21 protein-coding genes are annotated in these 24,831 nt (G+C 62.1%); 8 read left to right on the top strand and 13 right to left on the bottom strand.

Features of this window, described 5'->3' with window-relative positions:
- The first annotated feature begins 14 nt into the window (after positions 1 to 14).
- The 3 genes from ychF to bluB all read left to right on the top strand — a co-directional run bounded on the left by ychF (position 15) and on the right by bluB (position 2,909).
- A complete protein-coding gene (ychF, locus tag BM177_RS15865) occupies positions 15 to 1,112 on the top strand; it encodes a redox-regulated ATPase YchF (RefSeq protein ID WP_091685482.1) in 1,098 nt (365 codons plus the stop codon).
- A 148-nt stretch (positions 1,113 to 1,260) separates the two neighbouring features.
- On the top strand, positions 1,261 to 2,253 hold the full coding sequence (locus tag BM177_RS15870; RefSeq protein ID WP_091685485.1) for a MaoC family dehydratase: 993 nt from the start codon (positions 1,261 to 1,263) through the stop codon (positions 2,251 to 2,253).
- On the top strand, positions 2,250 to 2,909 hold the full coding sequence (gene bluB, locus BM177_RS15875; RefSeq protein WP_091685487.1) for a 5,6-dimethylbenzimidazole synthase: 660 nt from the start codon (positions 2,250 to 2,252) through the stop codon (positions 2,907 to 2,909). Before BM177_RS15870 ends, bluB begins: the two co-directional genes overlap by 4 nt.
- A 19-nt stretch (positions 2,910 to 2,928) precedes the next feature.
- Here bluB and rnpA read toward each other — a convergent pair whose 3' ends face one another.
- The gene (gene rnpA, locus BM177_RS15880) at positions 2,929 to 3,414 is read right to left on the bottom strand and encodes a ribonuclease P protein component (RefSeq protein WP_175492644.1); all 486 of its coding nucleotides are present in this window, start codon (positions 3,412 to 3,414) and stop codon (positions 2,929 to 2,931) included.
- A 280-nt stretch (positions 3,415 to 3,694) separates the two neighbouring features.
- Here rnpA and BM177_RS15885 point away from each other — a divergent pair, with 280 nt between their 5' ends.
- Positions 3,695 to 4,867, top strand: coding sequence for a serine hydrolase domain-containing protein (locus BM177_RS15885; RefSeq protein WP_091685489.1), 1,173 nt, complete (start codon positions 3,695 to 3,697; stop codon positions 4,865 to 4,867).
- Between the two features lie 26 nt (positions 4,868 to 4,893).
- Here BM177_RS15885 and BM177_RS21035 read toward each other — a convergent pair whose 3' ends face one another.
- Positions 4,894 to 5,556 (bottom strand): DUF3617 domain-containing protein, encoded by a 663-nt coding sequence (locus BM177_RS21035; RefSeq protein WP_342028930.1) that lies wholly within the window; start codon positions 5,554 to 5,556, stop codon positions 4,894 to 4,896.
- A gap of 190 nt (positions 5,557 to 5,746) precedes the next feature.
- Between BM177_RS21035 and BM177_RS15895 the strand changes: the two genes are divergently transcribed.
- A complete protein-coding gene (locus tag BM177_RS15895) occupies positions 5,747 to 6,403 on the top strand; it encodes a pentapeptide repeat-containing protein (protein WP_244532385.1) in 657 nt (218 codons plus the stop codon).
- Positions 6,404 to 6,438: 35 nt separating this feature from the next.
- Here the strand turns inward: BM177_RS15895 and rpe are convergent, their stop codons facing one another.
- The 8 genes from rpe to BM177_RS15935 all read right to left on the bottom strand — a co-directional run bounded on the left by rpe (position 6,439) and on the right by BM177_RS15935 (position 15,303).
- Positions 6,439 to 7,122 carry a ribulose-phosphate 3-epimerase gene (gene rpe / locus BM177_RS15900; RefSeq protein ID WP_175492645.1) on the bottom strand — a complete coding sequence of 228 codons (684 nt, stop codon included), beginning with the start codon at positions 7,120 to 7,122 and terminating at the stop codon, positions 6,439 to 6,441.
- On the bottom strand, positions 7,122 to 8,063 hold the full coding sequence (cbbX, locus tag BM177_RS15905) for a CbbX protein (protein WP_091685497.1): 942 nt from the start codon (positions 8,061 to 8,063) through the stop codon (positions 7,122 to 7,124). The genes rpe and cbbX overlap by 1 nt, the downstream gene beginning before the upstream one ends.
- 40 nt (positions 8,064 to 8,103) lie before the next feature.
- Positions 8,104 to 8,523 carry a ribulose bisphosphate carboxylase small subunit gene (locus tag BM177_RS15910; protein WP_091685499.1) on the bottom strand — a complete coding sequence of 140 codons (420 nt, stop codon included), beginning with the start codon at positions 8,521 to 8,523 and terminating at the stop codon, positions 8,104 to 8,106.
- Positions 8,524 to 8,537: 14 nt separating this feature from the next.
- Positions 8,538 to 9,998: a form I ribulose bisphosphate carboxylase large subunit gene (locus tag BM177_RS15915; RefSeq protein ID WP_091685501.1), complete on the bottom strand. Its 1,461-nt coding sequence runs from the start codon at positions 9,996 to 9,998 to the stop codon at positions 8,538 to 8,540.
- Positions 9,999 to 10,030: 32 nt separating this feature from the next.
- Positions 10,031 to 11,116, bottom strand: coding sequence for a class II fructose-bisphosphate aldolase (gene fba, locus BM177_RS15920; RefSeq protein ID WP_091685503.1), 1,086 nt, complete (start codon positions 11,114 to 11,116; stop codon positions 10,031 to 10,033).
- A gap of 110 nt (positions 11,117 to 11,226) precedes the next feature.
- On the bottom strand, positions 11,227 to 12,102 hold the full coding sequence (locus tag BM177_RS15925; protein WP_091685504.1) for a phosphoribulokinase: 876 nt from the start codon (positions 12,100 to 12,102) through the stop codon (positions 11,227 to 11,229).
- 15 nt (positions 12,103 to 12,117) lie between these two features.
- Positions 12,118 to 13,149 (bottom strand): class 1 fructose-bisphosphatase, encoded by a 1,032-nt coding sequence (locus BM177_RS15930; RefSeq protein WP_091685506.1) that lies wholly within the window; start codon positions 13,147 to 13,149, stop codon positions 12,118 to 12,120.
- A gap of 321 nt (positions 13,150 to 13,470) precedes the next feature.
- Positions 13,471 to 15,303: an ABC-F family ATP-binding cassette domain-containing protein gene (locus BM177_RS15935; RefSeq protein ID WP_091685579.1), complete on the bottom strand. Its 1,833-nt coding sequence runs from the start codon at positions 15,301 to 15,303 to the stop codon at positions 13,471 to 13,473.
- 475 nt (positions 15,304 to 15,778) lie between these two features.
- On the opposite strand from BM177_RS15935, the gene BM177_RS15940 reads away from it, so the two are divergent.
- From BM177_RS15940 to BM177_RS15950, 3 genes are all read left to right on the top strand, one after another.
- Entirely contained in the window at positions 15,779 to 16,717 is a 939-nt protein-coding gene (locus BM177_RS15940; RefSeq protein ID WP_091685508.1) for a metallophosphoesterase family protein, read from the top strand.
- A gap of 29 nt (positions 16,718 to 16,746) precedes the next feature.
- Positions 16,747 to 17,091 carry a cupredoxin domain-containing protein gene (locus BM177_RS15945; RefSeq protein ID WP_091685510.1) on the top strand — a complete coding sequence of 115 codons (345 nt, stop codon included), beginning with the start codon at positions 16,747 to 16,749 and terminating at the stop codon, positions 17,089 to 17,091.
- 133 nt (positions 17,092 to 17,224) lie between these two features.
- A complete protein-coding gene (locus BM177_RS15950) occupies positions 17,225 to 18,967 on the top strand; it encodes an adenylate/guanylate cyclase domain-containing protein (RefSeq protein WP_175492646.1) in 1,743 nt (580 codons plus the stop codon).
- Positions 18,968 to 19,007: 40 nt separating this feature from the next.
- Here the strand turns inward: BM177_RS15950 and BM177_RS21040 are convergent, their stop codons facing one another.
- The 3 genes from BM177_RS21040 to BM177_RS15965 all read right to left on the bottom strand — a co-directional run bounded on the left by BM177_RS21040 (position 19,008) and on the right by BM177_RS15965 (position 24,392).
- Positions 19,008 to 20,432, bottom strand: a complete 1,425-nt coding sequence (locus BM177_RS21040) for an MHYT domain-containing protein (protein WP_175492647.1) — start codon at positions 20,430 to 20,432, stop codon at positions 19,008 to 19,010.
- Positions 20,433 to 20,681: 249 nt separating this feature from the next.
- A complete protein-coding gene (locus BM177_RS15960; RefSeq protein ID WP_091685518.1) occupies positions 20,682 to 23,933 on the bottom strand; it encodes an amino acid permease in 3,252 nt (1,083 codons plus the stop codon).
- Positions 23,934 to 24,137: 204 nt separating this feature from the next.
- Positions 24,138 to 24,392 carry a GGDEF domain-containing protein gene (locus tag BM177_RS15965; protein WP_091685520.1) on the bottom strand — a complete coding sequence of 85 codons (255 nt, stop codon included), beginning with the start codon at positions 24,390 to 24,392 and terminating at the stop codon, positions 24,138 to 24,140.
- Positions 24,393 to 24,831: the final 439 nt, after the last annotated feature.

Below are 24,831 nucleotides of genomic sequence, written 5' to 3' on the forward strand. Positions count from 1 at the left end.
GAAGAGTGCTTTTCATGGGTTTCAAATGCGGCATCGTCGGCCTGCCTAACGTGGGCAAGTCCACATTGTTCAACGCGCTGACTCAAACCGCGGCGGCGCAGGCGGCGAATTACCCGTTCTGCACCATCGAACCCAATGTCGGCGACGTCGCGGTGCCGGACGAGCGGCTGGAGAAGCTGGCGAAAATCGCGGGATCGAAAGACATCATTCCGACGCGGCTCGCCTTTGTCGACATCGCCGGGCTGGTGCGGGGCGCCTCCAAAGGGGAGGGGCTCGGAAACCAGTTTCTCGCGAACATCCGCGAATGCGACGCCATCGCCCATGTCGTGCGCTGCTTTGAGGATTCCGACATCACTCATGTCGAGGGCAAGATCGCTCCGATCGACGATATCGAGACGATCGAGACCGAACTGATGCTGGCGGATCTCGAAAGCCTCGAAAAACGCGCCGCCGCGCTGGAGAAAAAAGCCAAGGGCGCCGACAAGGAAGCCAAGGAGACGCTCGATCTCGCCCTGCGTTGCCTTGCTTTGCTGCGCGAGGGCAAGCCCGCCCGCCTCGTCGAGGTGAAGCCGGAGGAGCGCAAGATCTTCGAGGGGCTCGGGCTATTGTCGTCTAAGCCCGTGCTCTATGTCTGCAATGTCGAGGAAGAGGCCGCCGCGGAGGGAAACAATTTTTCCCGCGCGGTCGAGGCGCGGGCGGCCGCGGAAGGGGCCGTGGCGGTTACGGTTTCGGCGAAGATCGAGAGCGAAATCGCGGTCCTCGCCCCGGCGGATCAGAAGGACTACCTCGAAGCCGTGGGTCTCGCGGAGCCGGGCCTCAATCGCGTCATCCGCGCGGGATATGACCTGCTGCGCCTGATCACCTATTTCACGGTCGGGCCAAAGGAGGCGCGGGCCTGGACGATCGCGCAAGGAACCAGGGGGCCGCAGGCGGCGGGGGTCATCCACACCGATTTCGAAAAAGGCTTCATCCGCGCCGAAACCATCTCTTACGACGATTACATCGCCTGCAACGGCGAATCGGGCGCGCGCGAGGCGGGCAAGTTCCGGCTGGAAGGCAAGGATTACGCGGTCGCCGATGGCGACGTGCTGCATTTCCGGTTCGCCAACTGACCGCCCCCTTCGGGCGGAGGCCGAACGCGCCGATCGTCGGGATCAGAGGCTCGCGGCAAGATTGAATTGGTTCGCCGGGGCGACTTGCTTAGCATGACGCAAGGGCGTTGGGGCTGACGCCTCCGTTCACCAGAGCCGGAGCCAGGGCATGGATCTGACCTTTTACGAGGATGTCGCGGTCGGCGAGACCATCGAGTTTGGCGGCCTCGACGTGACGAAACAGGAAATTCTCGACTTCGCCGGCAAATTCGATCCGCAGCCTTTCCATCTCGACGAAGCCGCGGCGAAAGGCTCGATGCTGAAAGGGCTCGCCGCCTCGGGCTGGCATACGGCGGCGATGACCATGAGGATGAGTTATGACGGCTTCATCAAGAACTCGGCCTCGATGGGCGCTCCCGGCGTCGACGAACTGACCTGGCGCCAGCCCGTCCGCCCTGGCGACAGGCTCGTCGGCCGCCGCTCGGTGCTGGGCAAGCGGCTTTCGAGGTCGCGCCCTGAAATGGGAATTGTGCAGAACGTCATCGAGGTGTTCAACCAGATTGGACAGACGGTGATGACGCAGAAAAACCCGTTTCTGATCGCCCGGCGAGGCGCGGCGACGCCGCCGGGGCGAAGATTTCGCGGCGCGCCAGATCCCGCGGCCGGGACGAGCCCCGCTCCTTACTCGAGGGCCTATCCGACCCATCTCGAGGATCTGCCCATCGGGCAGGCGGTCGAGATCGGCGCGCAGACGCTCACCCGGGACGACATCGTCGGATTCGCTAGGGCTTTCGACCCCCAGCCGTTTCATCTTGACGAGGACGCCGCGAAACAGAGCCATTTTGGCGGACTCGTCGCCTCGGGCTGGCAGACCGCCGCGCTCTGGATGAAGACATGGATCGCCCACAGGGAGGCGGCGGAGGCCTCGGCGAATGGCGAAAGCGCGCCCGAGATCGGGCCTTCGCCGGGGGTTTCAAATCTTGCGTGGCCCTATCCCGTCTATGTCGGCGACACCATCACCTACACCACGAAATGCACGGGCGTGCGCCGCATATCGCGGCCGGGCTGGGGGCTGGGATTTTTTGAAAATCGAGGCCTCAATCAGGATCGCGTCTGCGTGCTCCGGTTTGACGCGGGCGTCTTCTGGCGGACACGGCCGTGAAGGCGAGCGGACATCCTCCGCAAGCGCCGGCGTTCGATGATGTTTTCTCCGCCCGACTTGAAGATCTGTTCAAGTGGCGGCGCGATGTCCGCCGTTTCAGGCCCGACCCGGTCCCGTCCGGCCTGCTCGAGAATCTGGTGGCGCTCGCGGCGATCGCCCCCTCGGTCGGCAATTGCCAGCCGTGGCGCTTTGTCAGCGTCGCGTCGCCGGCGCGGCGGGAGGACGTCATCGCCAATTTCAGCGCCTGCAACGCCGACGCTCTGGCCGATTATGAGGGGGAACGAGCCGCGCTTTACGCCCGCCTCAAGCTGAGCGGGCTGCGCGAGGCACCCGCGCATCTCGCCGTTTTCAGCGATCATGCGACTGAAGCGGGCGCGGGGCTCGGGCGCAAGACAATGCCGGAGACGCTGGATTATTCCGTCGTCGCCGCAATTCACACATTCTGGCTCGCCGCGCGGGCGCGCGGTCTGGGCGTCGGCTGGGTGTCGATCCTCGATCCGCACAGGCTGGCGCGATCTCTCGACGCCGAGCCCGGCTGGAAACTGATCGCTTATCTCTGCGTCGGCTTTCCACAGGAGGAGCACCTCGATCCCGAGCTTGAGCGGGCGCATTGGCAGGAGCGGCTTGATCATCCGTCCCGTCTTCTCCGGCGGTAGGGAGACTGGAGCTCCGTCTTTAGGGCTTTGGCCCCTGGCGACGTCTTCCCGGCTTCGCCGAATCGATCATTCCCAGAGCGCGGGCGATCTCCGCCTGCAACGTCGAGAAGTTCATTCCGAGCGCCTCCTTTTTGGCCACGATCACATAATCATGCTCCGGGCGGCCGGGCAGGGGGTTCAGTCCGCGCAGGGCGTCTTTGAGCCGGCGCCGTATCCGGTTGCGCACGACCGCGTTGCCGATCTTTTTCGTGACGGTGAGACCGAACCGCGGCGGGGTCACTTGAGCCCGCCCGTCGCCGCCGTCGGCGGGCGGGGAGGCGGGCGGGAGGACAGAGGGAGAGGCGGGCAAGGGGGCTGGCAAGGGAGCGGGAGAGCGCGCGGACTGCAAAGTGAAGGCGCTGGCGTGGAAGCGCTTTCCCTTCGCCGCGTTCTGAAATTCAAACCGCCGCTTCAGCCGCACGGGGGGCTGCGAACTCTTTTCGAAGCGGTCAATGGGCTTATCCAAATCATCTCCTGAAAGGATCAGTGTTTTGCGACGCCGCCGATCGATCCAGAGTCAAAAGCTTGAGCATATTCTTGTCGATTGGATTGATTCAATCCGATCGGAATATGCCTGGTCGCCAGCCGGCCGCTTTCTTTAGTAGGAAAAGCGGAGCGCAGGAGTCAATTTATGCGTCTGATTCATCCTTTGGCGGCTTGGTCCGCAAAAAATATTCAAAAATCTCACATAATGTCAGGCTGAATTCGACGCTGAAACGTCGATTGGCCGCGGCCGGGGGCAGGAAATGGGGAATATCGTCGAACCAACGCAGGCTTACCTCAACTCCCTCGTCGCGCCGTATTTGAAAGCGCAGCCCTCGGGTCTCGGCTTTGCGATCGGTTACGCGAGCCCGAGCTTCCAGGGTGTCTACACATCCCCTAATCCCGTACACAACCAGTTCGGCGCGCCGCTGACCCTTTCGGCGACAACGCCGTTCGAGATCGCCTCGATCAGCAAGACCTTCACTGCGACTCTCTACGCCCTGTTGATCCGGGCGTCCGACCCCACTCGTACAATCGGCGACTACATCGCCCCGAACGGTCCCCTGCGAATCAGTGCGTCGCTCGGCGACATCACGCTCGACCAGCTCATGAATTATACCTCGGGTCTTCCGGCGGACAATGTGGACGGTTCGGTCGACTCTCCGCCTTACTGGCCGCAGCCATACTCCATGCCGGCAATGCTGAGTTTTCTTGGCGCCGCGCCGCCGACTCTTTCGCCGCCCGGTCAGCAGTACCAATATTCAAATCTGGGCTTCGCCCTCATGTCGGCGATCATCGCTTGCGCCGGGACCAACGCCAACCCGCGGATCGGCGGCTTTGAAACCCTGATGGCTCACAACATCTTTGGTCCGCTCGGTCTGAGCGCCAGTTTTTTTGACGAAGCCTCGCTCGCCGGACTTCCGCTCGGCTTCAACTACAATACCACGCTGTCGCCGACCTATCAGGCGGTCGCGCCGGGCTGGCCTTTTTTTCCGGCCTATTTCGGCGCTGGCGGTATCGTCGCCACGCCGAACGACATGCTGACTTGGCTGTTGTTCAACATGGGCGTTTTGCAGAACGACATTCTGACTCCGCTTCTGCCCGTGCTGCAAAAACCTTTGCCCGGCGTGACGTGGGAGGGCAATCGTTTAGGCCTTGGCTGGTTCATCAGTCCGCAGCAAGTCTGGAAAGATGGCGACCTCGATGGTTTCAGCAGTTATATCGCGTTTGTTCCAAGCGCCGATCCGGGCGCGGTCGCGTCGCAGGCCGGAGCTTTCGTTCTGGTCAACGGCGACGGCGTCACCGATTCGCAGGGCCTTGATGTCGCAGCTTCGCTCACCAACAGCCTGTTGAATTTTATGGTCCCCGCTGAACGGGATCAATCGGCTTATCCCAGCTCGATCGTCAACAGGAGCCGGCGCCGCGCGAGGCCATAAACCTCCTACGGCGAAACGGCGGCGTTTCATCGCGTTGACGCCGCGTCGGCGCAGTCCGGGCGAATGTAGGTCGCGTCAACGGTGAATCCGGAATGGAGATCGGATCTCCGCTCCTGCCCGTCCATGGTGATCTTTCCCTGCGCCCGATACCACGTCGTGAAGTCGCCAGTGAACAGGAGGCTGTTGGTAACGCGCCCCTCTTTTGCTTCGCAGATAAAAGTCACTACAATCCGGTCGCCGTTTTTTGTGACTTCGGGCTTCGCGCAGCTTGGATCTTCGCCGATAATTCTGTCATCCGGCCCGATACAGGCTTCGCTGACATTGAGGCCGATTGCGGCGGAAAGCATCGAAATCCGCCATAATCCCGATTTCCGCACCGGTAGAAGTTCTGACGAATTTGTCACTTGCTCGGCACATGAATCGCCCGTGAGAGCGTTCATTTGAGCGATCATCGAGAGAAGCAAGTAAAGGACGCGCCTGGCGGCGCGCAAGGAGTCTCTGCTTCGGCAACGGGTTCGCGTTCCAACCCAAATCCGGCGATCCTTTACCAACGTCTGTCTTCCCCCCAGACTACAAAGGCCGGTTTCAAACCGACCGATCTTCCAAGGGCATCCTACACTACGCTGCGCCGCGTTCGCGCGCCGAATAATTCCCGGCGCATCTTCCAAAAATTCCCGATTGCTTTTCATTGCGCATCGCTATCGGGGTCGTAAGGCTGCCAGCTAGAGCATATTCCGATCGGATTGAATCAATCCAATCGACAAGAATATGCTCAAGCCTTTGATTCTGGAGCGATTTCTGATCGATCGCATGACTTCATGCGATCGGAAAGCACTCCAGGAGTTCCGCAAGGACGCCGATCGAAACTGGAGAGGTGAGATGCTCGGACGACTTCACGGAGCGCTATCCGCGCGGATGGGGCTTCTCTTAATCGTCGCGCTTTACGCCGCTGATCCTGTCGCCCTGGCGCTCGGGGCGGAATTGACGAGATCCGAAATTGAGCAACGAATCCTGAGCGCGAAAGGAAATCGTCTGGATCTGGGCAATCTCGATTTAAGTGGTCTCGATCTATCAGGCTTAAAGCTACGCGGCGCCGATTTCTTTTCGACGAACCTTTCGGAAGCGAACTTGATCGGCGCCGATCTCGCTGAAGCGAATTTCACGCGCGCCGATTTGCGGAAAGCCAGGCTTTCCAACTCCAATCTTCGCGGCGCCATCCTTTATGCCGCTCTCCTCGATGAGTGCGATTTCTCAAATGCCGATCTCAGTCTCGCACGCATCATCGGAGGCGGTCGGAGCGTCTCGTTCGAAAATGCAAAGCTCGCGGGCGCCGATCTCGGAGCGGATCCGACGAATCAAGGTATGGTTCCAGTGCGCGCGGAATTACCCGAAGCCAATTTCAACGGAGCCGATTTGACAGGAGCCAATTTGACTCACGCCAATTTGTCATCGGCGACGTTCAAGGGAGCGAATCTCACGGGAGCCCGGTTGGATTATACCGTCATCGACGGAGCGGACCTTCGCGGCGCGCAGTGAACCGGACCGGAACCTTGGGAAGATCGAAAAGACAATCAGGCGGCCGCCCGTCGCTGCGCGCCCTCGGCGGCGCTCCTGATCGCGGCGATGTTCCCTGCGTAGTGGTTCGGGCCTCCCTGGAACACGGCCGAACCGGCGACGAGGGTGTCGGCGCCCGCCGCCGCGACCAGAGCGGCCGTTTCCGCATTGATCCCGCCGTCGACCTCGAGGCGAATGGGGCGTTGCCCGATCATCGCCCTCAGTTCCGCGACTTTCTCCACCGCCGAGGGGATGAAAGCCTGGCCGCCGAAGCCAGGATTCACCGACATCACCAGAATGAGGTCAACGAGGTCGAGCGCATATTGGACGCTGGAGGCGGGCGTCGCCGGATTGAGCACCACGCCCGCCCGCTTGCCGAGCGCGCGAATCGCCTGCAGGCCGCGATGAAGATGCGGCCCGGCCTCGGCATGGATCGCGATCAGGTCCGCGCCGGCCTCGGCGAAAGCCGCAAGATAAGGGTCATAAGGCGCGATCATGAGGTGAACGTCGAAAGGCAGGCTCGTATGAGGCCGCAGGGCGCGAACGACAGCCGGACCGATCGTGAGGTTCGGCACGAAATGCCCGTCCATGACATCGACATGGATCCAGTTCGCGCTGGCGTCCGCGATGGCGCGGACTTCCTCGCCGAGGCGGGCGAAATCGGCCGACAAAATCGAGGGAGCGATCACGATCGAGGCCATCACACTTCCTTTCCACCAGACCGATCCGATCCGGCGGAGCGGTCCGCGTCGAAGACGCCGCTGGCGAGGATGTCGGGGGCGTCGATCGTCATGAGATCGTCGACCGACACCGGATCGGTTCGTTCGAACTGCCTGTTTGCATGGCGCAGCCGCGCCCGGTCGAGCGCGTTGCGGATCGAGCGCGCGTTGGAGAACAGGGGCTGGCGCCGGCGCGCTTCGATGTAGCTCTCGAACGCGGCCGCGCCCGCGGCGCTGAAATGATAGTTCTGCGCGGCCAGCATCGAACGCGCGATCTCCATCAATTCGCCGTCGCCATAGTCGGGAAAGTCGATATGGTGCGCGATTCGCGACCGAAAACCCGGATTGGAGCGGAAGAATTGGTCCATCCGGTCGGCGTAGCCCGCGAGAATCACCACAAGATCGTCGCGCTGGTTCTCCATCGCCTGCAGCAAGATCTCGATAGCTTCCTGGCCGTAGTCGCGCTCGTTTTCCTGCCGGTAGAGATAATAGGCCTCGTCGATAAAAAGGACGCCGCCCATGGCTTTCTTGAGGATCTCTTTCGTCTTTGGCGCGGTGTGCCCGATATATTGACCGACGAGGTCGTCGCGCGTGACGGACACGAGGTGGCCCTTGCGGATATAGCCGAGCTTGTGAAGAATTTCGGCCATCCGGGACGCGACGCTCGTCTTGCCGGTTCCGGGATTGCCCGTAAACGACATATGTAAGGTCGGGGCTTCGGAGGCGAGCCCGAGCCGCCGGCGGACCCGGTCGACCGCGAGGAGGGCCGCGATCTGACGGATGCGCAATTTGACCGGGACGAGTCCGACGAGTTCGCGGTCGAGCTTGTCGAGCACTTCCTGCGCATGCGTTTCCGTCAGTTCCCGGCGAAGATCAATCGTCTCGGGAGCGTCCGTCTCACTTAAGGTTTGACCCGCGTCCATGCGCATCCTTCGCAAGTATCGGTCCAGCGCAAGTATCGGGTCAGTACCGCTCTCCCGACGGGCGATCGACGGCATAGGACTGGGTCGTGTAGCGCAGGCTTCGTCCGGGACCTTCCTGACGCTGCAGCCGGAAGCCGGGTTCTTCGCCGGGGCGATTGACGATGAAGGAGATGCGGACGCTCTCCCAGCCGTGCGAGGAGTCGAATCCCGAAACCTTGATGTAACAACGATCCGCGTGCGCCTTGCGGCAGGCGTTGAGCTCAAGCATGACGCCCGCCGCGTCCGCGACGTCGAACATTGGCGGCCCCCACATCTCCCAGAACGTGTTTCGGGGATGAGGATCGTCCGTGTATTCGAGGCTCACGGCCCAGCCCTTGTCGAGGCAATATTGAACCTGCGCCCGGATCTGGGCGTCGGTCAGATCGGGCAGGAACGAAAAGCAGCCTTGCGTGATGCGCATGGATTTGCGGTCTCCTATTGCGCCGGCGTGACGGAGGCCACGAAGTCGGGGGTGTCGGTGGAAGCGTAGTTGAAGGAGACGTCCTTCCAGGTGTCGAGAGCCTGTTTGAGCGGGAGGCAGGTCTTCGCCGCGTCCTCGAGAATCTCCTGGCCCTCCGCCAGAGTGTCGCGCCCGGCGTTGCGGGCGAAAATCATCGCCTCAAGCGCGACCCGATTCGCCGTGGCCCCGGCGGCGATGCCCATGGGATGGCCGATCGTGCCGCCGCCGAACTGAAGCACGACGTCCTCGCCAAGGAGATCAAGCAGCTGGTGCATCTGGCCGGCGTGAATGCCGCCCGACGCGACGGGCATCAGTTTGTTCAGCGACGCCCAGGATTGATCGAAGAAAAGTCCATGCTCCAGCTGCTGCGGGTTATGATCCTCTCGGCAGATGTCATAATAGCCGCGCGTCGTCATCGGGTCGCCCTCGAGCTTGCCGACGACCGTTCCGGCGTGGATGTGATCGACCCCGGCGAGGCGCATCCATTTGGCGATGACGCGGAACGACACGCCGTGGTTCTTCTGGCGCGTATAGGTTGAATGGCCTGCGCGGTGAAGATGCAGGATCATGTCGTTGCGGCGCGCCCATTTCGCCATCGACTGGATCGCCGTGTAGCCGATCACGAGGTCGATCATGATGATGCAGGAGCCAAGCTCCTTGGCGAATTCCGCCCGCTCGTACATGTCCTCCATCGTCGCGGCGGTGACGTTGAGATAGGTGCCCTTGATTTCGCCGGTCGCGGCCTGGGCGAGGTTCACCGCCTCCATGCAATAGAGGAAGCGCTCGCGCCAGTGCATGAAAGGCTGCGAGTTGATGTTTTCGTCGTCCTTGGTGAAATCGAGACCGCCCTTCAGCGCCTCGTAAACGACGCGGCCGTAATTGCGGCCGGAGAGGCCGAGCTTTGGCTTCACCGTCGCGCCGAGGAGCGGGCGCCCGAACTTGTCGAGGCGCTCGCGCTCGACGACGATGCCCGTCGCCGGACCCTGAAAGGTTTTGACATAGGCGACCGGGAGCCGCATGTCCTCCAGCCGCAGCGCCTTCAAGGGCTTGAACCCGAAGACGTTGCCGATGATCGAGGCCGAAAGGTTGGCGATGGAGCCGGGCTCGAAGAGGTCGAGGTCATACGCGATGAACGCGAACCAGGAGCCCGGCGCGTTGGGCACCGGATCCACGCGATAGCACTTCGCGCGATATTTTTCACAGGCGGTCAGACGGTCGGTCCAGACGACGGTCCAGGTGGCGGTGGAGGATTCGCCCGCCACCGCCGCCGAGGCCTCCACCGGGTCGACGCCTTCCTGCGGCGTGACCCGAAAACAGGCGATGACGTCGGTGTCCTTTGGCTCGTAATCGGGCTGCCAATAGCCCATCGTCCGGTATTCCATCACGCCGGCGGAATAGCGGCTGCGCTGCGGCGGGCTCTTCTCGGGTGCGTTCATGACGGCGGCTCCGGTCCCGGCTCTGCTCTTGGCTATTCAGCGGCGGTCCGTTGCAACGCTTCGTGGTGATTGAGGCTGCCGGACTCGTAGCGCTTGGCCATGACCGACATGGGCAACACCTTAATCTTCGAAGCGTTCCCCGCGGTGCCGAATTGTTCAAGCCGCAGCTTGCAGACCTGCTGCATGGCCTCCATCGCGGGTTTCAGGAATTTGCGCGGATCGAATTCGTCCGGCGTTTTGGCCGCGACCCGGCGGAACTGCCCCGTCATCGCGAGCCGGCAGTCGGTGTCGATATTGATCTTGCGCACGCCGTGCTTGATGCCGCGCACGATCTCCTCGACAGGCACGCCGAAGGTCGGCCGCATCGCGCCGCCGTTGGCGTTGAAAATATCCTGCAAGTCCTGCGGAACCGAAGAGGATCCATGCATCACAAGATGAATGTTCGGAAGCTTTGTGTGGATCGCCTCGACGACGCGCATGGAGAGAATGTCGCCGTCGGGCTTGCGGCTGAATTTGTAGGCGCCGTGGGACGTGCCCATCGCGATGGCTAGCGCATCGACGTTGGTCTTCCGCACGAAATCCACGGCTTGATCCGGATCGGTCAGCAATTGGTCGAGGCTGAGTTTGCCTTCGGCGCCATGCCCGTCTTCCTGCTCGCCGGACCCATGTTCGAGCGAACCCAACACGCCAAGCTCGCCCTCGACGGAGGCGCCTACGAGATGCGCCATGTCGGCGACCCGCCGGGTGATCGCGACGTTGTAATCGTAGGAGGCGGGGGTCTTCGCGTCGGCTTCGAGGGAGCCGTCCATCATCACCGACGAAAATCCATGCTGGATCGCGGTGAGGCAGGTGGCTTCGCTGTTGCCATGATCCTGATGCATGCAGACCGGAATATCCGGGTATATCTCGATCAGCGCCTCGATCATCTTGGCGAGCATGATGTCGTTTGCGTAGGCGCGCGCGCCGCGGCTCGCCTGGATGATGACGGGCGCGTCCACCGAGGCGGCGGCCGCCATGATCGCGAGGCCCTGCTCCATGTTGTTGATGTTAAAAGCCGGGACGCCATAGTCGTGCTCGGCCGCGTGGTCGAGCAACTGACGAAGAGTGATACGAGCCATAGTGATTCTCCGACATTCATTATTGAGGAATACGGCCTGGAGCGCCAGCCAGGTCCCGGCGGGAAGGCCCGATCCCGGACCTTGGCGCCCGCAAGGCTTGTCATGATCCGTCAGCTTGTCCGCCGCCGCCTTTCGACAAGCTGGAGGATGAACGGCGTCAGGATCAGCTGCATTGCGAGATCGAGCTTGTTGCCAGGAATGACGATAGAATTCGCCCGCGACATGAAGCTGTTGTGAATCATGGCGTGAAGATAGGGGAAATCTATGCCTGCGGGTTTGCGAAATCTGATGATCACCATGGATTCGTCGGAGGTCGGAATCCAGCGCGCCGCCAGGGGATTCGACGTGTCGACGGTCGGCACGCGCTGAAAATTGATATCCGTCTCGGTGAATTGTGGGCAGATATAATTAATATAGTCCGGCATGCGCCGTAAAATCGTGTCGGTCACCGCTTCGGTCGAATAGCCCCGCGCCGAACGGTCGCGATGGATTTTCTGGATCCACTCGAGGTTGATCACGGGCACGACGCCGATCTTGAGATCGGCGTGGCGGGCGATGTTCACCTTTTCGGTCACGAGAGCGCCATGCAGGCCTTCGTAAAACAGAAGTTCGCTCCGTTCCGGCAGGGAAGCCCACTCGCTGAAGCTGCCAGGCGCGGCGCCATAAATTTCAGCCTCCTCCGGATCGTGGATATAATGGCGCGTCTTTGCGGTTCCCGTCGCGCCGTAGTCCTTGAAGACCTTCTCGAGTTCCTCGAGCAGGTTCGCGCTCGGGCCGAAATGGCTGAAATGCTGATTGCCGTTCGCCTCCTCCGCCTCCATCACCATGCGCATCTCGGTGCGGTCGAAACGGTGGAAGGCGTCGCCCTCGATATAGGCGGCGTCGACGTTTTCACGCCGGAAGATCTGTTCGAAGGTTCGCTTCACCGAGGTCGTCCCGGCGCCCGACGATCCCGTGACCGAGATGATGGGATGCTTGGCTGACACAGCGGCCCTTCGCCCTCAAAGACGCATCAGGCCGCGCCTGCCGAAGAGGGGCGAGCGCTCGGCCGAAAATTGCGGATCGGAATGGTAACGCGCGACGAGCTCGACCGGATCCGACGATCCAAACACGAGGGGCGCCCGCGCATGAATGGCGGCCGGAACCTCGTCGAGCGTCCGCTGCACGCAATTGGTCGCGACCCCGCCGGCGCGCTCCACGATCAGAGCGATCGGATTTGCTTCGTAAATGAGGCGCAAGCGCCCTTCGCCATAGCCGGGCCGGTGATCGCCGGGGTAGAGAAAAATGCCGCCGCGCAGAAGAATGCGGTAGGCTTCGGCGACCAGCGAGGCGACCCAGCGCATGTTGTAATTGCGTTTCAAGGGACCTTCGGCGCCCTGCACGCAATCGTCGATATAGGCGCGCACCGGAGCGTCCCAGTGGCGGTAATTCGACGCGTTGATCGCGTATTCGGCCGAGTCTTTCGCTATGCTCAAGCTGGAGAGAGCTTGATAAAACAGGCCGTCGCGCCGGTCGAGGGTGAAGATCTGGGTCGGACCGTCGCCGAGAACGAACACAAACGAGGTCTGCGGCCCGTAGATGACAAAACCCGCCGCGGCCTGCGCCCGGCCCGGCTGCAGAAAATGAGCGTCGGGACTGGTCGCTCCGGGCAGCACGGGCAGAACCGAAAAGATGGTGCCGATCGAGACGTTGGCGTCGATGTTCGACGACCCGTCGAGAGGGTCGATGGCGACGACGAGCGGAGCCGACGGATCGAGCGCAAGGGTTTCGCTGAGCTCTTCGGAGAGGACGGCGGCGACGGGCGCGCGGCGCAGTCCGTCGACGAACATGTCATTGGCGAGAACGTCCAGCTCCTTCTGGACGTCGCCGTCCGAATTGGTGCTGGCGCGGCTGGCGCCGAGGCGGCCGTAGAGTTGCCCGAGCCCGATCAGGCTCGACATTTCAACTGCGGTCGCGGCGATGACGCGGAGGATTTGGGCGGCGGGCGCCAGTCTGGCGTCGGCGGCGACTCTTTGTTCCAGATAGGCTTCCAATGCGCGGTCCCTAGGTTTGGGGTCGGCCTTGAAGATAGCCCGCCCTTTTGACGATCCTAACACAAGACGCCCCGTTGTGCGCGCGGGCGGTCGGGGCAATGCAGCGTTCCCGCTCCGTTATCGCATCGCAGCATGATTGGCTAGAGCATATTCCGATGGGATTGAATCAATCCAAACGACAAGACTATGCTCAAGCCTTTGATTCTGGAGCAATTTCTGATCGGTCGCATGACAACATGCGATCGGAAAGCGCTCAAGCATATTCCGATCGGAAAGCGCTCTCGGGCGATGCGGGCGGGGACGCCAAAATCGCAGCCGGTTTTAACCCTCGATCTCCTCGCGCCGGAGCTCGAGCGCCAGCCAGTCGTCCTCCGCGGCCGCCAGTTCCGACTCGGCCTTGGCGAACGCCTGCGAAAGGGCGGAGAATTTCGTCGGATCGCGCGCGTAAAATTCCGGATCGTCCAGCGCGCGCTGAAGTTTCGCCTTGAGTTCGGAAAGGTCCTTGATCCGCCGCGGCAAAGTGTCGAGGGCGTGCTTTTCGTGAAAGCTCAGGCGCGCCTTTGCGGCTTTGGGCGCAGGTTTGGCTTGCTCGGGCATTGGCTTTTCAGGCTGCGCGGCCTTCGACTTTCCGGGGCCGGCGGTCAAAATGGGCGCGGCGCTGACCCCGGCGCCGCGCTGGGCGACCATATCCGAATAGCCGCCGGCATATTCGACCCAGCGCCCGCCGCCCTCCGCCATCAGGACGGAAGTCGTCACGCGATCGAGAAAATCGCGATCATGGCTGACGATCAAGAGGGTGCCGTTGTAGTCGCAGAGCATCTCCTGCAGCAGATCGAGGGTTTCGAGGTCGAGATCGTTGGTCGGCTCGTCCAGAACCAGAAGATTCGAGGGCCGCGCCAGGGCCCGCGCCAGCATCAGGCGGCCGCGTTCGCCTCCCGACAGCCGCCCGATGGGAGTTCGGGCCTGCTCCGGCGCGAACAGAAAATCCTTCATGTAGCCGATGACATGCTTGCGCTCGCCGTTGATCTCGACGAAGTCGCTGCCGCCGCCGGTCAGGGCGTCCTTCAGGATCGTTTCAGGGTGGAGGCTGGCCCGGCCCTGATCGAGGGTCGCCATTTCGAGGCTTGCGCCGAGTTTGACCTTGCCTTCGTCGGGCGGCAGGGCGCCGGTCAGCAGCGAGATCAGCGTCGTTTTCCCCGCGCCATTGGCGCCGATGATCCCCAGCCTGTCGCCGCGCAGGATGCGGGTGGAGAAGTCCGTGACGATGACGCGGTCCCCATAGGATTTCGAGACGGCGTCGGCCTCGATGACGAGCTTGCCGGAGACTTTGCCCTCCGAGGCGACGAGCTTGACGGCTCCGGGGCCGAAGCTGCGCGCGCGGCGGTCCGCCCGCATCGTGTGGAGTCCGGCGAGCCGCTTCTGGTTGCGCTTTCGCCGCGCCGTGACGCCATATCGCAGCCAATGCTCCTCGGCGACGATCTTGCGGTCCATCTTGTGCTGCTGGCGCTCCTCTTCCTCCAGTTCGCGGTCGCGCCAGGCCTCGAATTCGGCGAAGCCGCGGTCGAGGGTCCGTGTCCGCCCGCGGTCGAGCCAGACGGTCTTGCGCGAAAGATTTTGCAGAAACCGGCGGTCGTGGCTGATGATGACGAGAGCCGAACGCAGGCCTCTCAATTCCGCCTCGAGCCATTCAATCGCCGGAAGATCGAGATGGTTGGTCGGCTCATCCAGCAGCAAGATATCGGGTTCGGGCGCGAGAACCCGGGCGAGGGCGGCGCGGCGCGCCTCTCCGCCCGAGAGTTTCGCGGGGTCTTCACCGCCTTGAAGGCCGAGTTCGTTCAGGAGGATCAGCGCCCGGTGCGGATCGTCGGCGGGCCCAAGTCCCGCTTCGACATAAGCGAGAGCCGTCGGGTAGCCGGTGAGGTCCGGCTCCTGCGGCAGGTAGCGCACATTGGCGTCCGGCTGCATGAAGCGCGCTCCCCCGTCATGTTCGAGGAGGCCGGCCGCAATCTTCAAAAGGGTCGATTTGCCGGACCCGTTGCGCCCGACGAGACAGAGCCGCTCTCCCGCCGAGACGGAAAGATCCGCCGCTTCGAGGAGCGGTTTGCCGCCGAGGGTGAGCGAAACATTCTGCAGAAGCAGGAGGGGAGGCGCCATGTCGTCCAAGGATCGAGGGAAGCCGCGCGACCTGCGCGACGGGCGCACTACTGATCGCTCAGTCAGGGCCCATTTTCCCGAAAGCTCTAGGACATTTCGAGGATTTTTGGAAATTGACGGATTTTGGAAATTGACGCCGCCCGTTTTTTGAAAAATCCGCTCCGCCGGACACGTTCGCGCCCGGCGCCACGATCGCCTGAAGGGGCCTTGGTCCTGTCCAGCGAATGTTGCGAGCCCCGTCGTCCCGGTTCCGAACCCTGCGCGCCTGAATCTGGGCGCCCGAGATGTCGCCGGAAACACGCCGGCGCCAAAAAGGCCGCCGATCGCGAACGGGGCGCCCGGAAACGTGGAGCGCGCGGGAAGCTTGGAGTCGGTCAGATATAATTTCAAATCAGGGAATATTCGGCGCGCCAAAAGAGTCTTTACGTCGAGCCGCGGAGATTTGCCGCCGCGAGGCGCAAAGGAGAGTCAAACCATGCCGGACAATCAGAACAGCTACAGGATCGACCGCCGGGGCGCGCTGGAATGCATGGTCTGGGCCGGGGCGGGCGTCGTCTGGACCTTGAACGGGGGAGTGCCGACCTCCAGCTTGCTCGTGGGCGCAACCGCTCGGGCGGCGGAAGGCGCGGGGTTCAGTTTTCTCCAGATCTCCGACAGCCATGTCGGCTTCAACAAGCCGGCCAATCCCGACGCGCTCGGAACCCTGAAGGAGGCCATCGACAAGGTGAAGGCCCTCCCGGCCAGGCCGGCGTTCATGATTCACACCGGCGACATCACCCATCTTTCAAAGCCCGAACAATTCGACGACGCCGACAAGATCATCGGCGGCGCGAGCCTCGACGTCCATTATGTGCCGGGCGAGCACGATCTGCTCGATGAAAACAACGGCAAGGCCTATCTCGACCGCTACGGCAAGAACGCCAAAGGGTCAGGCTGGTATTCGTTTGACGCGGGCGGGGCGCATTTCGTCGGCCTCGTCAACGTCACCAATCTGAAGGCGGGCGGCATGGGTTCGCTCGGCGACGAACAATTGGCCTGGCTCGCCGACGATCTGAAGGGGCGATCCGCATCAACGCCGGTCGTTGTGTTCGCCCATATCCCTCTCTGGACGGTCTATCCGGAATGGGGCTGGGGCACCGGCGATTCGGAGCAGGCGTTGACCTTGCTCAAGCGTTTCGGGTCGGTCACGGTTCTGAACGGCCATATTCATCAGGTGATGCAGAAGGTCGAAGGCGCCGTCACGTTTCACACCGCGCGTTCGACCGCCTTTCCGCAGCCCGCCCCGGGAACGGCGGCGGGACCAGGCCCGATGCTTGTTCCGGCGGAGAAGCTGCGGACAATGCTCGGCTTGACCAGCATAACCTTGAAAAAAGGCGCGCACGGTCTCGCCATCACCGATTCGCCGCTGGTTTAAGTTCGCCGCATCTCATAAGGAAATGGCGCATGAATATCTTCAATATCTTCTCCTTGCGAATTGCGGCCGTTCTCGCGGTTTCAATGATGATGGTCGCCCCATGCGTTCCGGCGTCCCGCGCGGCGGATGCGGAAATCACAATCGACAATTTCTCGTTTCACCCGGACAAGCTCAGCGTGAAAGCCGGGACGACGATCGTTTTCCGCAATCGCGACGACATCCCTCACACCGTCGCGTCGGCGGAGGGCGTGTTTCGTTCGGAAGCGCTCGACACCGATGACGCGTTTTCCTTCACGTTCGACAAGCCCGGCGTCTATCCGTTTTTTTGCAGCCTTCATCCAAAAATGACGGGAGAGATCATCGTGACGCCATAGCCTCTCTGCGGGCGCGAGACGGGCGGCTTGGGTTTGGAGGAAAGACAGATTTATTCATTTACTCACGAATATTCCGGTAATGTCCTGGCTCCAGGAACCAACCGGATGTTCTGAGTCGCCGCAAGGAGCGTTGATGCCAACGGAAACGCAGGCTGATCGCTCCTTATTCCCGATCGAGAGAAACCTCAGACTCGTCACAGGGCTGGCGCTTTTCACCTTCGCGGCGTGTCATTTCTTAAATCACGCCTGCGGAATTTTCGGCCTCGCCGCCATGGAGGCCACCCGCAAGGTGCTGATCTGGCCCTGGCGAACCTTTGCCGGGCAGACCGTGCTTTACGGCTCGTTCCTGATTCACGGGTCGCTTGGCCTTTACGCGCTCTACCGGCGGCGGCATCTGCGCATTCCGCCGCGGGAGCTGTTTCAGCTGTTGCTGGGGCTGTCGATTCCCGCGCTCATCATCGTGCACGCGACCAATGTCCGACTCGGCCATTTTCTGTACGGGCTCGAGGAGAGCTATCCACGGGTTCTCTACCGGTATTGGGTCCTGTCGCCGCTCGTCGGATTGTCCCGTCAGTTTGCGCTCCTCGTCGTGCTGTGGATCCATGGCTGCCTCGGGTTGCACTTCTGGCTGCGTTTCCGGACCTGGTACACGGCCTATCTTCCTCTCCTTGCGATCTCTGCGACGATGATCCCGGTGCTGGCCGTGATCGGGATCGCGGACGGCGGCCGCAGCCTCGACGCGCGTCTCGAACGGCAGGACGGCGCATTTCTCGCCCAAGTGAACGCCCAAACGCCGCAGGAATCGGCCGTCCTGAGCGCGATCGGGAATCGCCTCATCCTGATTTACCTCGGCCTGGTCGTCGCTGTCTTCCTGTTGCGGGCCCTGCGTGAATGGCGGCGGCGAAGGATCGGCGTCGTCAAGATCGAATACCCTGAGGGACGGGAGGCCGTGGTGCCGCGCGGGTTTTCGATTCTTGAGGCGAGCCGGTGGGCGGGAATCTCGCATACGTCGATCTGCGGCGGACGCGGCCGATGCTCGACCTGTCGCGTTCTCGTCACGTCAGGGCTCGAGGATCTGCATCAGCCCAACGCCGCGGAAACGAACACTCTTTGCTGGATCGGCGCCTGTAAAGGCGTGCGCCTCGCCTGTCAGGTGAGGCCGCGCGGCGACCTTAAGGTCGTGCCTTTGCTGACGTGGCGCGAGGGCGATGCGGCGCAGCTGGCGGCGCCTTTCGGAACGTCCGAGGAATTGGAGATCGCCGCGTTTTTTGTCGATTTGCGCAACTCGACCCGCCTTGCGGACGGCCGTCTTCCCTTCGATTCGCTTTATATCATCGACAGATATGTCGCCGCCGTGACCTATGCGGCGCATTCGAACGGTGGTCTCGTGACGAGCGTCGCGGGCGATGGAGTCATGTGCGTGTTCGGCGCCGACTGCGACGCGACGACCGCTTGCAGACGGGCGATTCTCGCGATGGGAGACCTCTGGCGATTGCTCGCCCTTCTCAATGAGGAATGCGAGAGCGCGTTCGACTTTCCGCTGCGGTTCGGAGGGGGCTGCCATATCGGACTGGCCGTCGTTGGAAAACTCGTCAGCCAGCGGCAGACTCAATTTGTCGGCGAGGTCGGCAATGTCGCGGCGCGCCTCGAGGCGCTCACCAAGGAATTCGGCTGCACGCTCGTTCTTTCCCGCGACCTGATCGAGCGGGCGCGGCTGCCGGGCTTCGCTCATGAAAGCCGACGGGTTCAGATCAAGAATGTCACCAACGATGTAGAAGTCATTCCTTTTCACACGCGGGCGCAGCTGCGTCCGCTGATCGCGTCCATCGAGGCGACGGAACTCCGGGAAACCGGGAAGACGGCGCGGCGGACGTAAGCGGGGGATTTGAGGATCAAGCGTCGAGCCGGATGTCCTCTCAGGCTGGCTCGCCGCCCGGGTTTGGCCAATCGACGATGAAAGCGTGGATCGGGATCCTGATATTCTTCAGGGTCTGCTGGCCAAGGTCGCGAAACCCCACGGAAACCTTGTTGACGACAGACTCGTGGACGGCGCGCGAGACGCAGATTCCGCCGGGAGGCGCCAAACTTTCGAGTCGCGCGGCGAGATTGACCCCTTCTCCGTAAAGCTCGCCCTGGCGCTCGACCACGTCGGCGATGGTGATGCCGATGCGAAATTGCAACCGGCGGTCAGGGGAGCGCGATTGGTTGAGCGTCCGCAGGCGGTCCTGGATCTCGATCGCCGCCCGCATCGCCTGGACCGCCGAGCTAAATTCCGACATCAGCGAATCGCCCGCGGTATTGAAGACGCGGCCCCGATAATTGGTGACGAAGTTTTCAAAAACGCTGCGATAGACCGAAAGCAGCCTTAAAGTCTCCTCCTCGTCGTTTGCGACGAGCGTCGTGAAGAAAGCGACATCGGCCGCCATGATGGCCGCGATCTTTCGCTGCGCCTCAACTTTGGGCCCTGCTGCTTCCGAAGGCGCAACGTCGGTGCTCCGCCTTGTTCGCGACTCGGGCAGCCCCTCGCTTTCCGCAATGGTCTGCATGGAGGAGATCAATTCCTCAAGAGGCCGGTCAGTCGATCTCCGGCCATAGCGCGGATGCCGTTGCCCGGGCGCAAACGCCAAGTCGCTCTTGGGATGCTCGGGCACAAGCGTCAGCAGGAACGTTCCCGACATAACGAATCCAACCAGGGTGACGATGATCGCCAGAAGGTCGGGCGAAACCGCCGGCGAGCCGAGAATCGACGAAATAGCAGCTGGGGAAAATCCCGCACCTGCGATCGCCGTATAATGCATGCCCGCCATCGCCAGGCCGAGCACGATCGCGCAGACGAAAAGCGGCGGCCGGCGCAGCGCGTAAAACGAGATCCACAGGGCCGCGGCGGAGCCGAAGATGCCGATGCCAATGCTGACGACGACCATGACGGGCTGATAAGCGATGGTGACGCTGTCCCGGATCGCCCACATGCCGATAAAGTGCAACGTTGCAATGCCGCAGCCCATCGCGATGGCGGCGACGCCAAGGGTAATGGAAGTGCGCGGCTCGATATTTACGGAAACGAACGCGGCGCCGCCGGCCAGCACGCAGACCAGAAAGGAGAGTATCGTCGGAAGAACAAGGTAATTGAGCGTGAACGGCAATCGGCCCGCGAGCAAGCCCTCGAAATGCATGCCCCACACGGCGATCGCCAGGGTGAAAGCGGCGGCCATCAGGAGCCATCTTCTTTGAAAGCCGTGCGCGCCCTTGATCTGCAACGCGATGCGGAGCGAGATATAGCTTCCCAGGATCGCGAACGCGACGGAAAGTAAAAGAAGGGTCGGTTCATAACTAAGAGGCACGCTGAACCGCCCCCTTTCTGTCTGGCTCATGCCAACCGGCGGTTGTGATCGGCCAGAGAACTCTGCGCAGGCGCTTGAACACTTTATAGAAATGACCAGAAAATCAAAACGAAAAACATCCGGCGTCAGTCAATCGTTCTTGACTAAAAATCTCCTGGAGCCTCTGGGTCAAGGCGCGGCGCAAAAGACTTTGCACAAAAGATCTAGCGCAAAAAAACTCGCGCTCAAGATGGAATCCTCGCCACGTGATCAATGGACGTTGGCTGCGTTCAGAACGTGCGCCGCTTGCGTAAGACCGGAATAGCTGGCGATGGGCTTGGGACGGCCGATGAGATAGCCCTGGACCTCGCGGCAGCCTTCCCGCTTCAAAAAATCATGCTCGCTTTCAGTTTCGACGCCTTCGGCGATGACCGGAATGTCAAGGCCATTGCCGAGGGCGATAACGGCGCGGACAATCGCCGCCGACTGCGGATTTGAATCAACCCCGGCCACAAAGGAACGATCAATCTTGATCTTGTCGAACGGAAACGACTGGAGCGACGACAGCGACGAAAAGCCCGTGCCGAAATCATCCATCGCGACCTTGACCTTCAGGGATTTCAGACGCCTCAGGATCGAGAGCGCCCGTGACGTGTCGTTGATCAGGACGCCTTCCGTAATCTCCAGCTCAAGCCGTTGCGGCGCCAGGCCGGTATTTGAGAGGACCGACTGAAGGAAATCGGGGAAGTCTCCGTTCCGGAACTGAACGGGAGAAAGATTGACGCTGATCTGCAAGGGGTTCGCCCACAAGGCGGCTTCGCGGCACGCCTGCCGTAGAACCCATTCGCCGATTTCGATGATAAGGCCATTCTGCTCCGCTGTGGAAATGAATGTTTCAGGCGCGAGCAAGCCATATTTCGGGTGCTGCCAGCGCACCAGAGCCTCGAAGCCGAACACCTCGCCCTCGATTGTCGCCAACGGCTGATAATAGACGCGCAATTCTTCGTTTGGGATGCCAGCGCGCAGATCAAGCTGGAGCGAGTACCGCTCCCGCGCGCGGTGATCCATCCTTGGATCGAAGTAGCAGGCCATGCGCCTGCCGTCGGCCTTGGCGCGGTAAAGCGCCGCGGTCGCGTTGGCCTGCAGCGTTTCCGGGTCAACGGCGTCTCTTGGATAGGTGGCGACGCCGATCGAAACGCCAACCGGAATTCTATTGCCTTGGATCTCGAAGTCCTGGGCCATCGATTTGAGCAGTTCGTTGGCCATCGCCTCCGAGGCGCCTGGCTGCCTGCCGGACGTGACGAGCAGAGCGAATTCATCGCTTCCCATGCGCGTGATGAAAGCGCCGCGGGAAGTCTCTTGCAGGCGGGCGGCGATTGCGCACAGGAGTTCATCCGCGACCGTATGTCCGAAGACGTCATTCACTTCCTTGAAATGATCGAGATCAAGGGTCAGCAATCCGAAGGCCGCCCCCTTCGCTTTCGCGTTTTCAAAGACATCGGCAAGCCGCATCGCGAATACGGCGCGGTTCGGCAGATTGGTCAGCACATCGTAGTGGCCAAGGTAGGTGATTTGCTCGCGCCTCGCCAGAAGCTCCGCGCGCGATGTGTGCATCTTATCGCGCGCTTCGTCGAGCCCGATCGCCGCTTCCCTGATTCGCTCCTGAAGGATGTTGAAGCTTTCGCCCATTTCCCCCAGTTCGTCATGCGACAGGTTTTGAACCGGGACGATGTTGACCGCCACGTGGGCGGCGTCGAGGTCGCCGCGTCCGAGGGCGGACATCGCCTCGGAGAAGTCGCGAAGCATTCCGCTCGTCAGTCGGGTCGCCGCGTCGCGGACATCCGTCGCCGTGTGCGTGATCATGCCGGGCAAGACGAGGCCGACAGTGATCGTCAGCAGGGCGACGATCACGAAGATGTCTTCAAGCGCCGCGATGAGAGCTGGATGTCCCGCGCTCAGGCTGCTGACCGCAAAGATGTAACCGAAACCGTCCAGGATAAGGACGAACAGCATTGCGCCGGTCAGCTTGGTGTGAAGCGTCCGGGCGAACGCCGGAAGTCCAGCCCGCAGCCGGTCTTCGATCATGCGCCAAGCGTAGAGCGCGGCTCCCGAATAGGCCAAAGCCAGGCCGAACAAAACCGTCGGAAGGCCGAATTGCTGGAAGCCGAGAATGGCCGACAGCAGCCAGACCGCGGCGGCGGCGAGGCCGAGGTCGATCATGCAGCGAGGCGCGCGGTAGGGGCGCCCGGCGTCGGGCAAGTCCCGGCGCAGCAGCCATGCGGCCACGTTGGGCATGCAGATGCCGATGAGATAGGTGAAATTGGCCGCCGCGATCAGCCAGATCGGATCGCCGATGAGAAGGAAGACGATCGCCATGCCGGCGGTCAAAAGCGTCGCCGCCCACGGGCAGTCGGTCTGCGTGCGAAAGGCGAGGAAGCGCGGCAGCAGGCCGTCCTCGCTCAATTGGGAAAGCGTGCGCGCGGCGCCGGCCAGCGGCTGCATGGTCCCGTGGAACATGTTTAGCACGACGAACCAGATGGCCGCCGCCTTGCCGAAGCTGCCGAGCAAGGGCGCGAATGTCGGCCCGAGCACGAGCGCGAGGTCTTTTCCGAGTTGTTCGGACCCAAGGACGCCCAGCCAGACGACAGGAAGAATCACGAAATACACGCCCGCCATCGCGGCGCTCACAAGCATCGCGAGCGGCAGGTTGCGATCTGGATCGACCATCTCGCCGACGTGGCACGCGGCCGCCTCGAAAGCCGGCGCGGCGAAGCCAATGAGGTAAAGGCCGGCCATCACCGAAGTGACGTCGCCGAACCAGCCGGGAAACGGCGTCGTGAGCGTAAAGGTTGTGGCTTGTCTCCAGTCGACGAGGCCGCTCCAGACCGGAATGATGGACGAAAGAAACGCCAGCGATCCGGACGCGAGCGCGAGCGGCATCGCAAAACGCGTGACCCATTTCAAGCCGCAAAGATTCAGGATTGTGAACGCGAGGACGATGCCGGCGGCGCCGGCCTCGACGGGCAGGCGCGGCAGATACCATTGCTGGATGGCGGACGCCGAGAGAATTGCGGTCACCCCGCAGGTTGGCACCCATCCCCACCAATAACAGGTGCCGGTCAGGGTCGAGAGGACCGGACTGTAGGGCCGGAAGGCTTCGGCGCAGGCAGCGGAAATGCCGCCGACACGGTTTGGCCACATCAAAACAAGTTCGGTCCATGCGGGGGCCGCGACCCAGCTCAAGATAACGCCCACGATAAGGAGCGGGACAGCCGCGCTGCCCTTTCCGAGGATGTCTCCCTGCCCAGCGAACAGCGCGGTGATGATGAAGATCATCTGGTTGCTGCCGCCCATGGCGAGGGCGGCGGCTCCGCGCCACCCGATGGTGCGAGGGTGCGAACGCCGCCCGCTGTCGAACCAGGTCGAAACCGCCTGAGTCAGACTTTCCTGCGTGGGGCCAGATTGAACGCCGCTGTTGTCGACGCCAGACGGGCGAATGTCACGCGCGCGACTATCAGACATGCGAAGCGCCTCGACAAAGATCGAAATCGCTCGTCGGACCCCGGCGAATTCGCTCGCCCAGACTTGAATTCAGAAGCAGTCTGTCGCGATGCTCGCGCATGTTCCGGCTCCTGTCCCTTCGGGTCAAAGTTCACGGCGGCGACCTGCCGACGACATCGAGAGCGTCTTCACTATAACCTACAATACGATTTCGGCCGTTCGTCTTCACCTTGTACATCGCCAGATCCGCGCGGCGCAAAAGGTCATCGCTTTCCCGCCGGACCTATCTGCGACGCCGACGCCTGGGGCGACGGAAATCCGCCGTCCCGCGACGTCGATCGGCGTCGACGCGAGTTTGCTTCGCATCCGCTCGGCGAACTCCAGCGCCGTCGCAAACGTCGTTTCGGGGAAAACGACCGCGAATTCATCGCCGCCCATCCGACCGATGAATTCGCACGCTCGAAGCTCCGCCTTGAGCATCGTGACGGCGTATTAAAGCTGCGATCGCCGACGCATGGCATAGGCGCCGCCGATGGCCTTGAAGGGGTCCAGAGCGCACAGCCGAGCTTCCGCCCAGACCGATAGGCCCGGCCGATTTCGTGATTGGTCCGGTCGCCGAGCGCTCGGCGGCTCATCGCGCCGGTCGGGCTGTCGGCGGATGCGAGAAGCCCCAGTTCGATCTCGTCAATCATCGTATCAGCCCCAGACCATTTATCATGAGCCGGTGCGTCGGAAGACTGCGATCAGTCTTGCGCCGCGCCAGCTGGACTTCGGGCGACGTTATGACATTCGATCAGGTAACAACATTTCGGCTTTCGGCGTCGATCGAGAGCCTACAAAATCTGTGCGCCATTCTTGCATCGGGCGCGTCCTGACACAACCCTGGCGGGTGGTCGCCTAAAGCCGAGACCTGGTCATT

The organism is Methylocapsa palsarum (genome assembly GCF_900114285.1).
Lineage (GTDB): Bacteria > Pseudomonadota > Alphaproteobacteria > Rhizobiales > Beijerinckiaceae > Methylocapsa > Methylocapsa palsarum.

Coding starts and splice junctions, on each gene's coding strand:
- ychF (WP_091685482.1), top strand. CDS start 15: ATGGGTTTCAAATGCGGCATCGTCGGCCTGCCTAACGTGGGCAAGTCC.
- BM177_RS15870 (WP_091685485.1), top strand. CDS start 1,261: ATGGATCTGACCTTTTACGAGGATGTCGCGGTCGGCGAGACCATCGAG.
- BM177_RS15885 (WP_091685489.1), top strand. CDS start 3,695: ATGGGGAATATCGTCGAACCAACGCAGGCTTACCTCAACTCCCTCGTC.
- BM177_RS21035 (WP_342028930.1), bottom strand. CDS start 5,556: ATGAAAAGCAATCGGGAATTTTTGGAAGATGCGCCGGGAATTATTCGG.
- BM177_RS15895 (WP_244532385.1), top strand. CDS start 5,747: ATGCTCGGACGACTTCACGGAGCGCTATCCGCGCGGATGGGGCTTCTC.
- rpe (WP_175492645.1), bottom strand. CDS start 7,122: ATGGCCTCGATCGTGATCGCTCCCTCGATTTTGTCGGCCGATTTCGCC.
- cbbX (WP_091685497.1), bottom strand. CDS start 8,063: ATGGACGCGGGTCAAACCTTAAGTGAGACGGACGCTCCCGAGACGATT.
- BM177_RS15910 (WP_091685499.1), bottom strand. CDS start 8,523: ATGCGCATCACGCAAGGCTGCTTTTCGTTCCTGCCCGATCTGACCGAC.
- BM177_RS15915 (WP_091685501.1), bottom strand. CDS start 9,998: ATGAACGCACCCGAGAAGAGCCCGCCGCAGCGCAGCCGCTATTCCGCC.
- fba (WP_091685503.1), bottom strand. CDS start 11,116: ATGGCTCGTATCACTCTTCGTCAGTTGCTCGACCACGCGGCCGAGCAC.
- BM177_RS15935 (WP_091685579.1), bottom strand. CDS start 15,303: ATGGCGCCTCCCCTCCTGCTTCTGCAGAATGTTTCGCTCACCCTCGGC.
- BM177_RS15940 (WP_091685508.1), top strand. CDS start 15,779: ATGCCGGACAATCAGAACAGCTACAGGATCGACCGCCGGGGCGCGCTG.
- BM177_RS15945 (WP_091685510.1), top strand. CDS start 16,747: ATGAATATCTTCAATATCTTCTCCTTGCGAATTGCGGCCGTTCTCGCG.
- BM177_RS15950 (WP_175492646.1), top strand. CDS start 17,225: ATGCCAACGGAAACGCAGGCTGATCGCTCCTTATTCCCGATCGAGAGA.
- BM177_RS15960 (WP_091685518.1), bottom strand. CDS start 23,933: ATGTCTGATAGTCGCGCGCGTGACATTCGCCCGTCTGGCGTCGACAAC.
- BM177_RS15965 (WP_091685520.1), bottom strand. CDS start 24,392: ATGCTCAAGGCGGAGCTTCGAGCGTGCGAATTCATCGGTCGGATGGGC.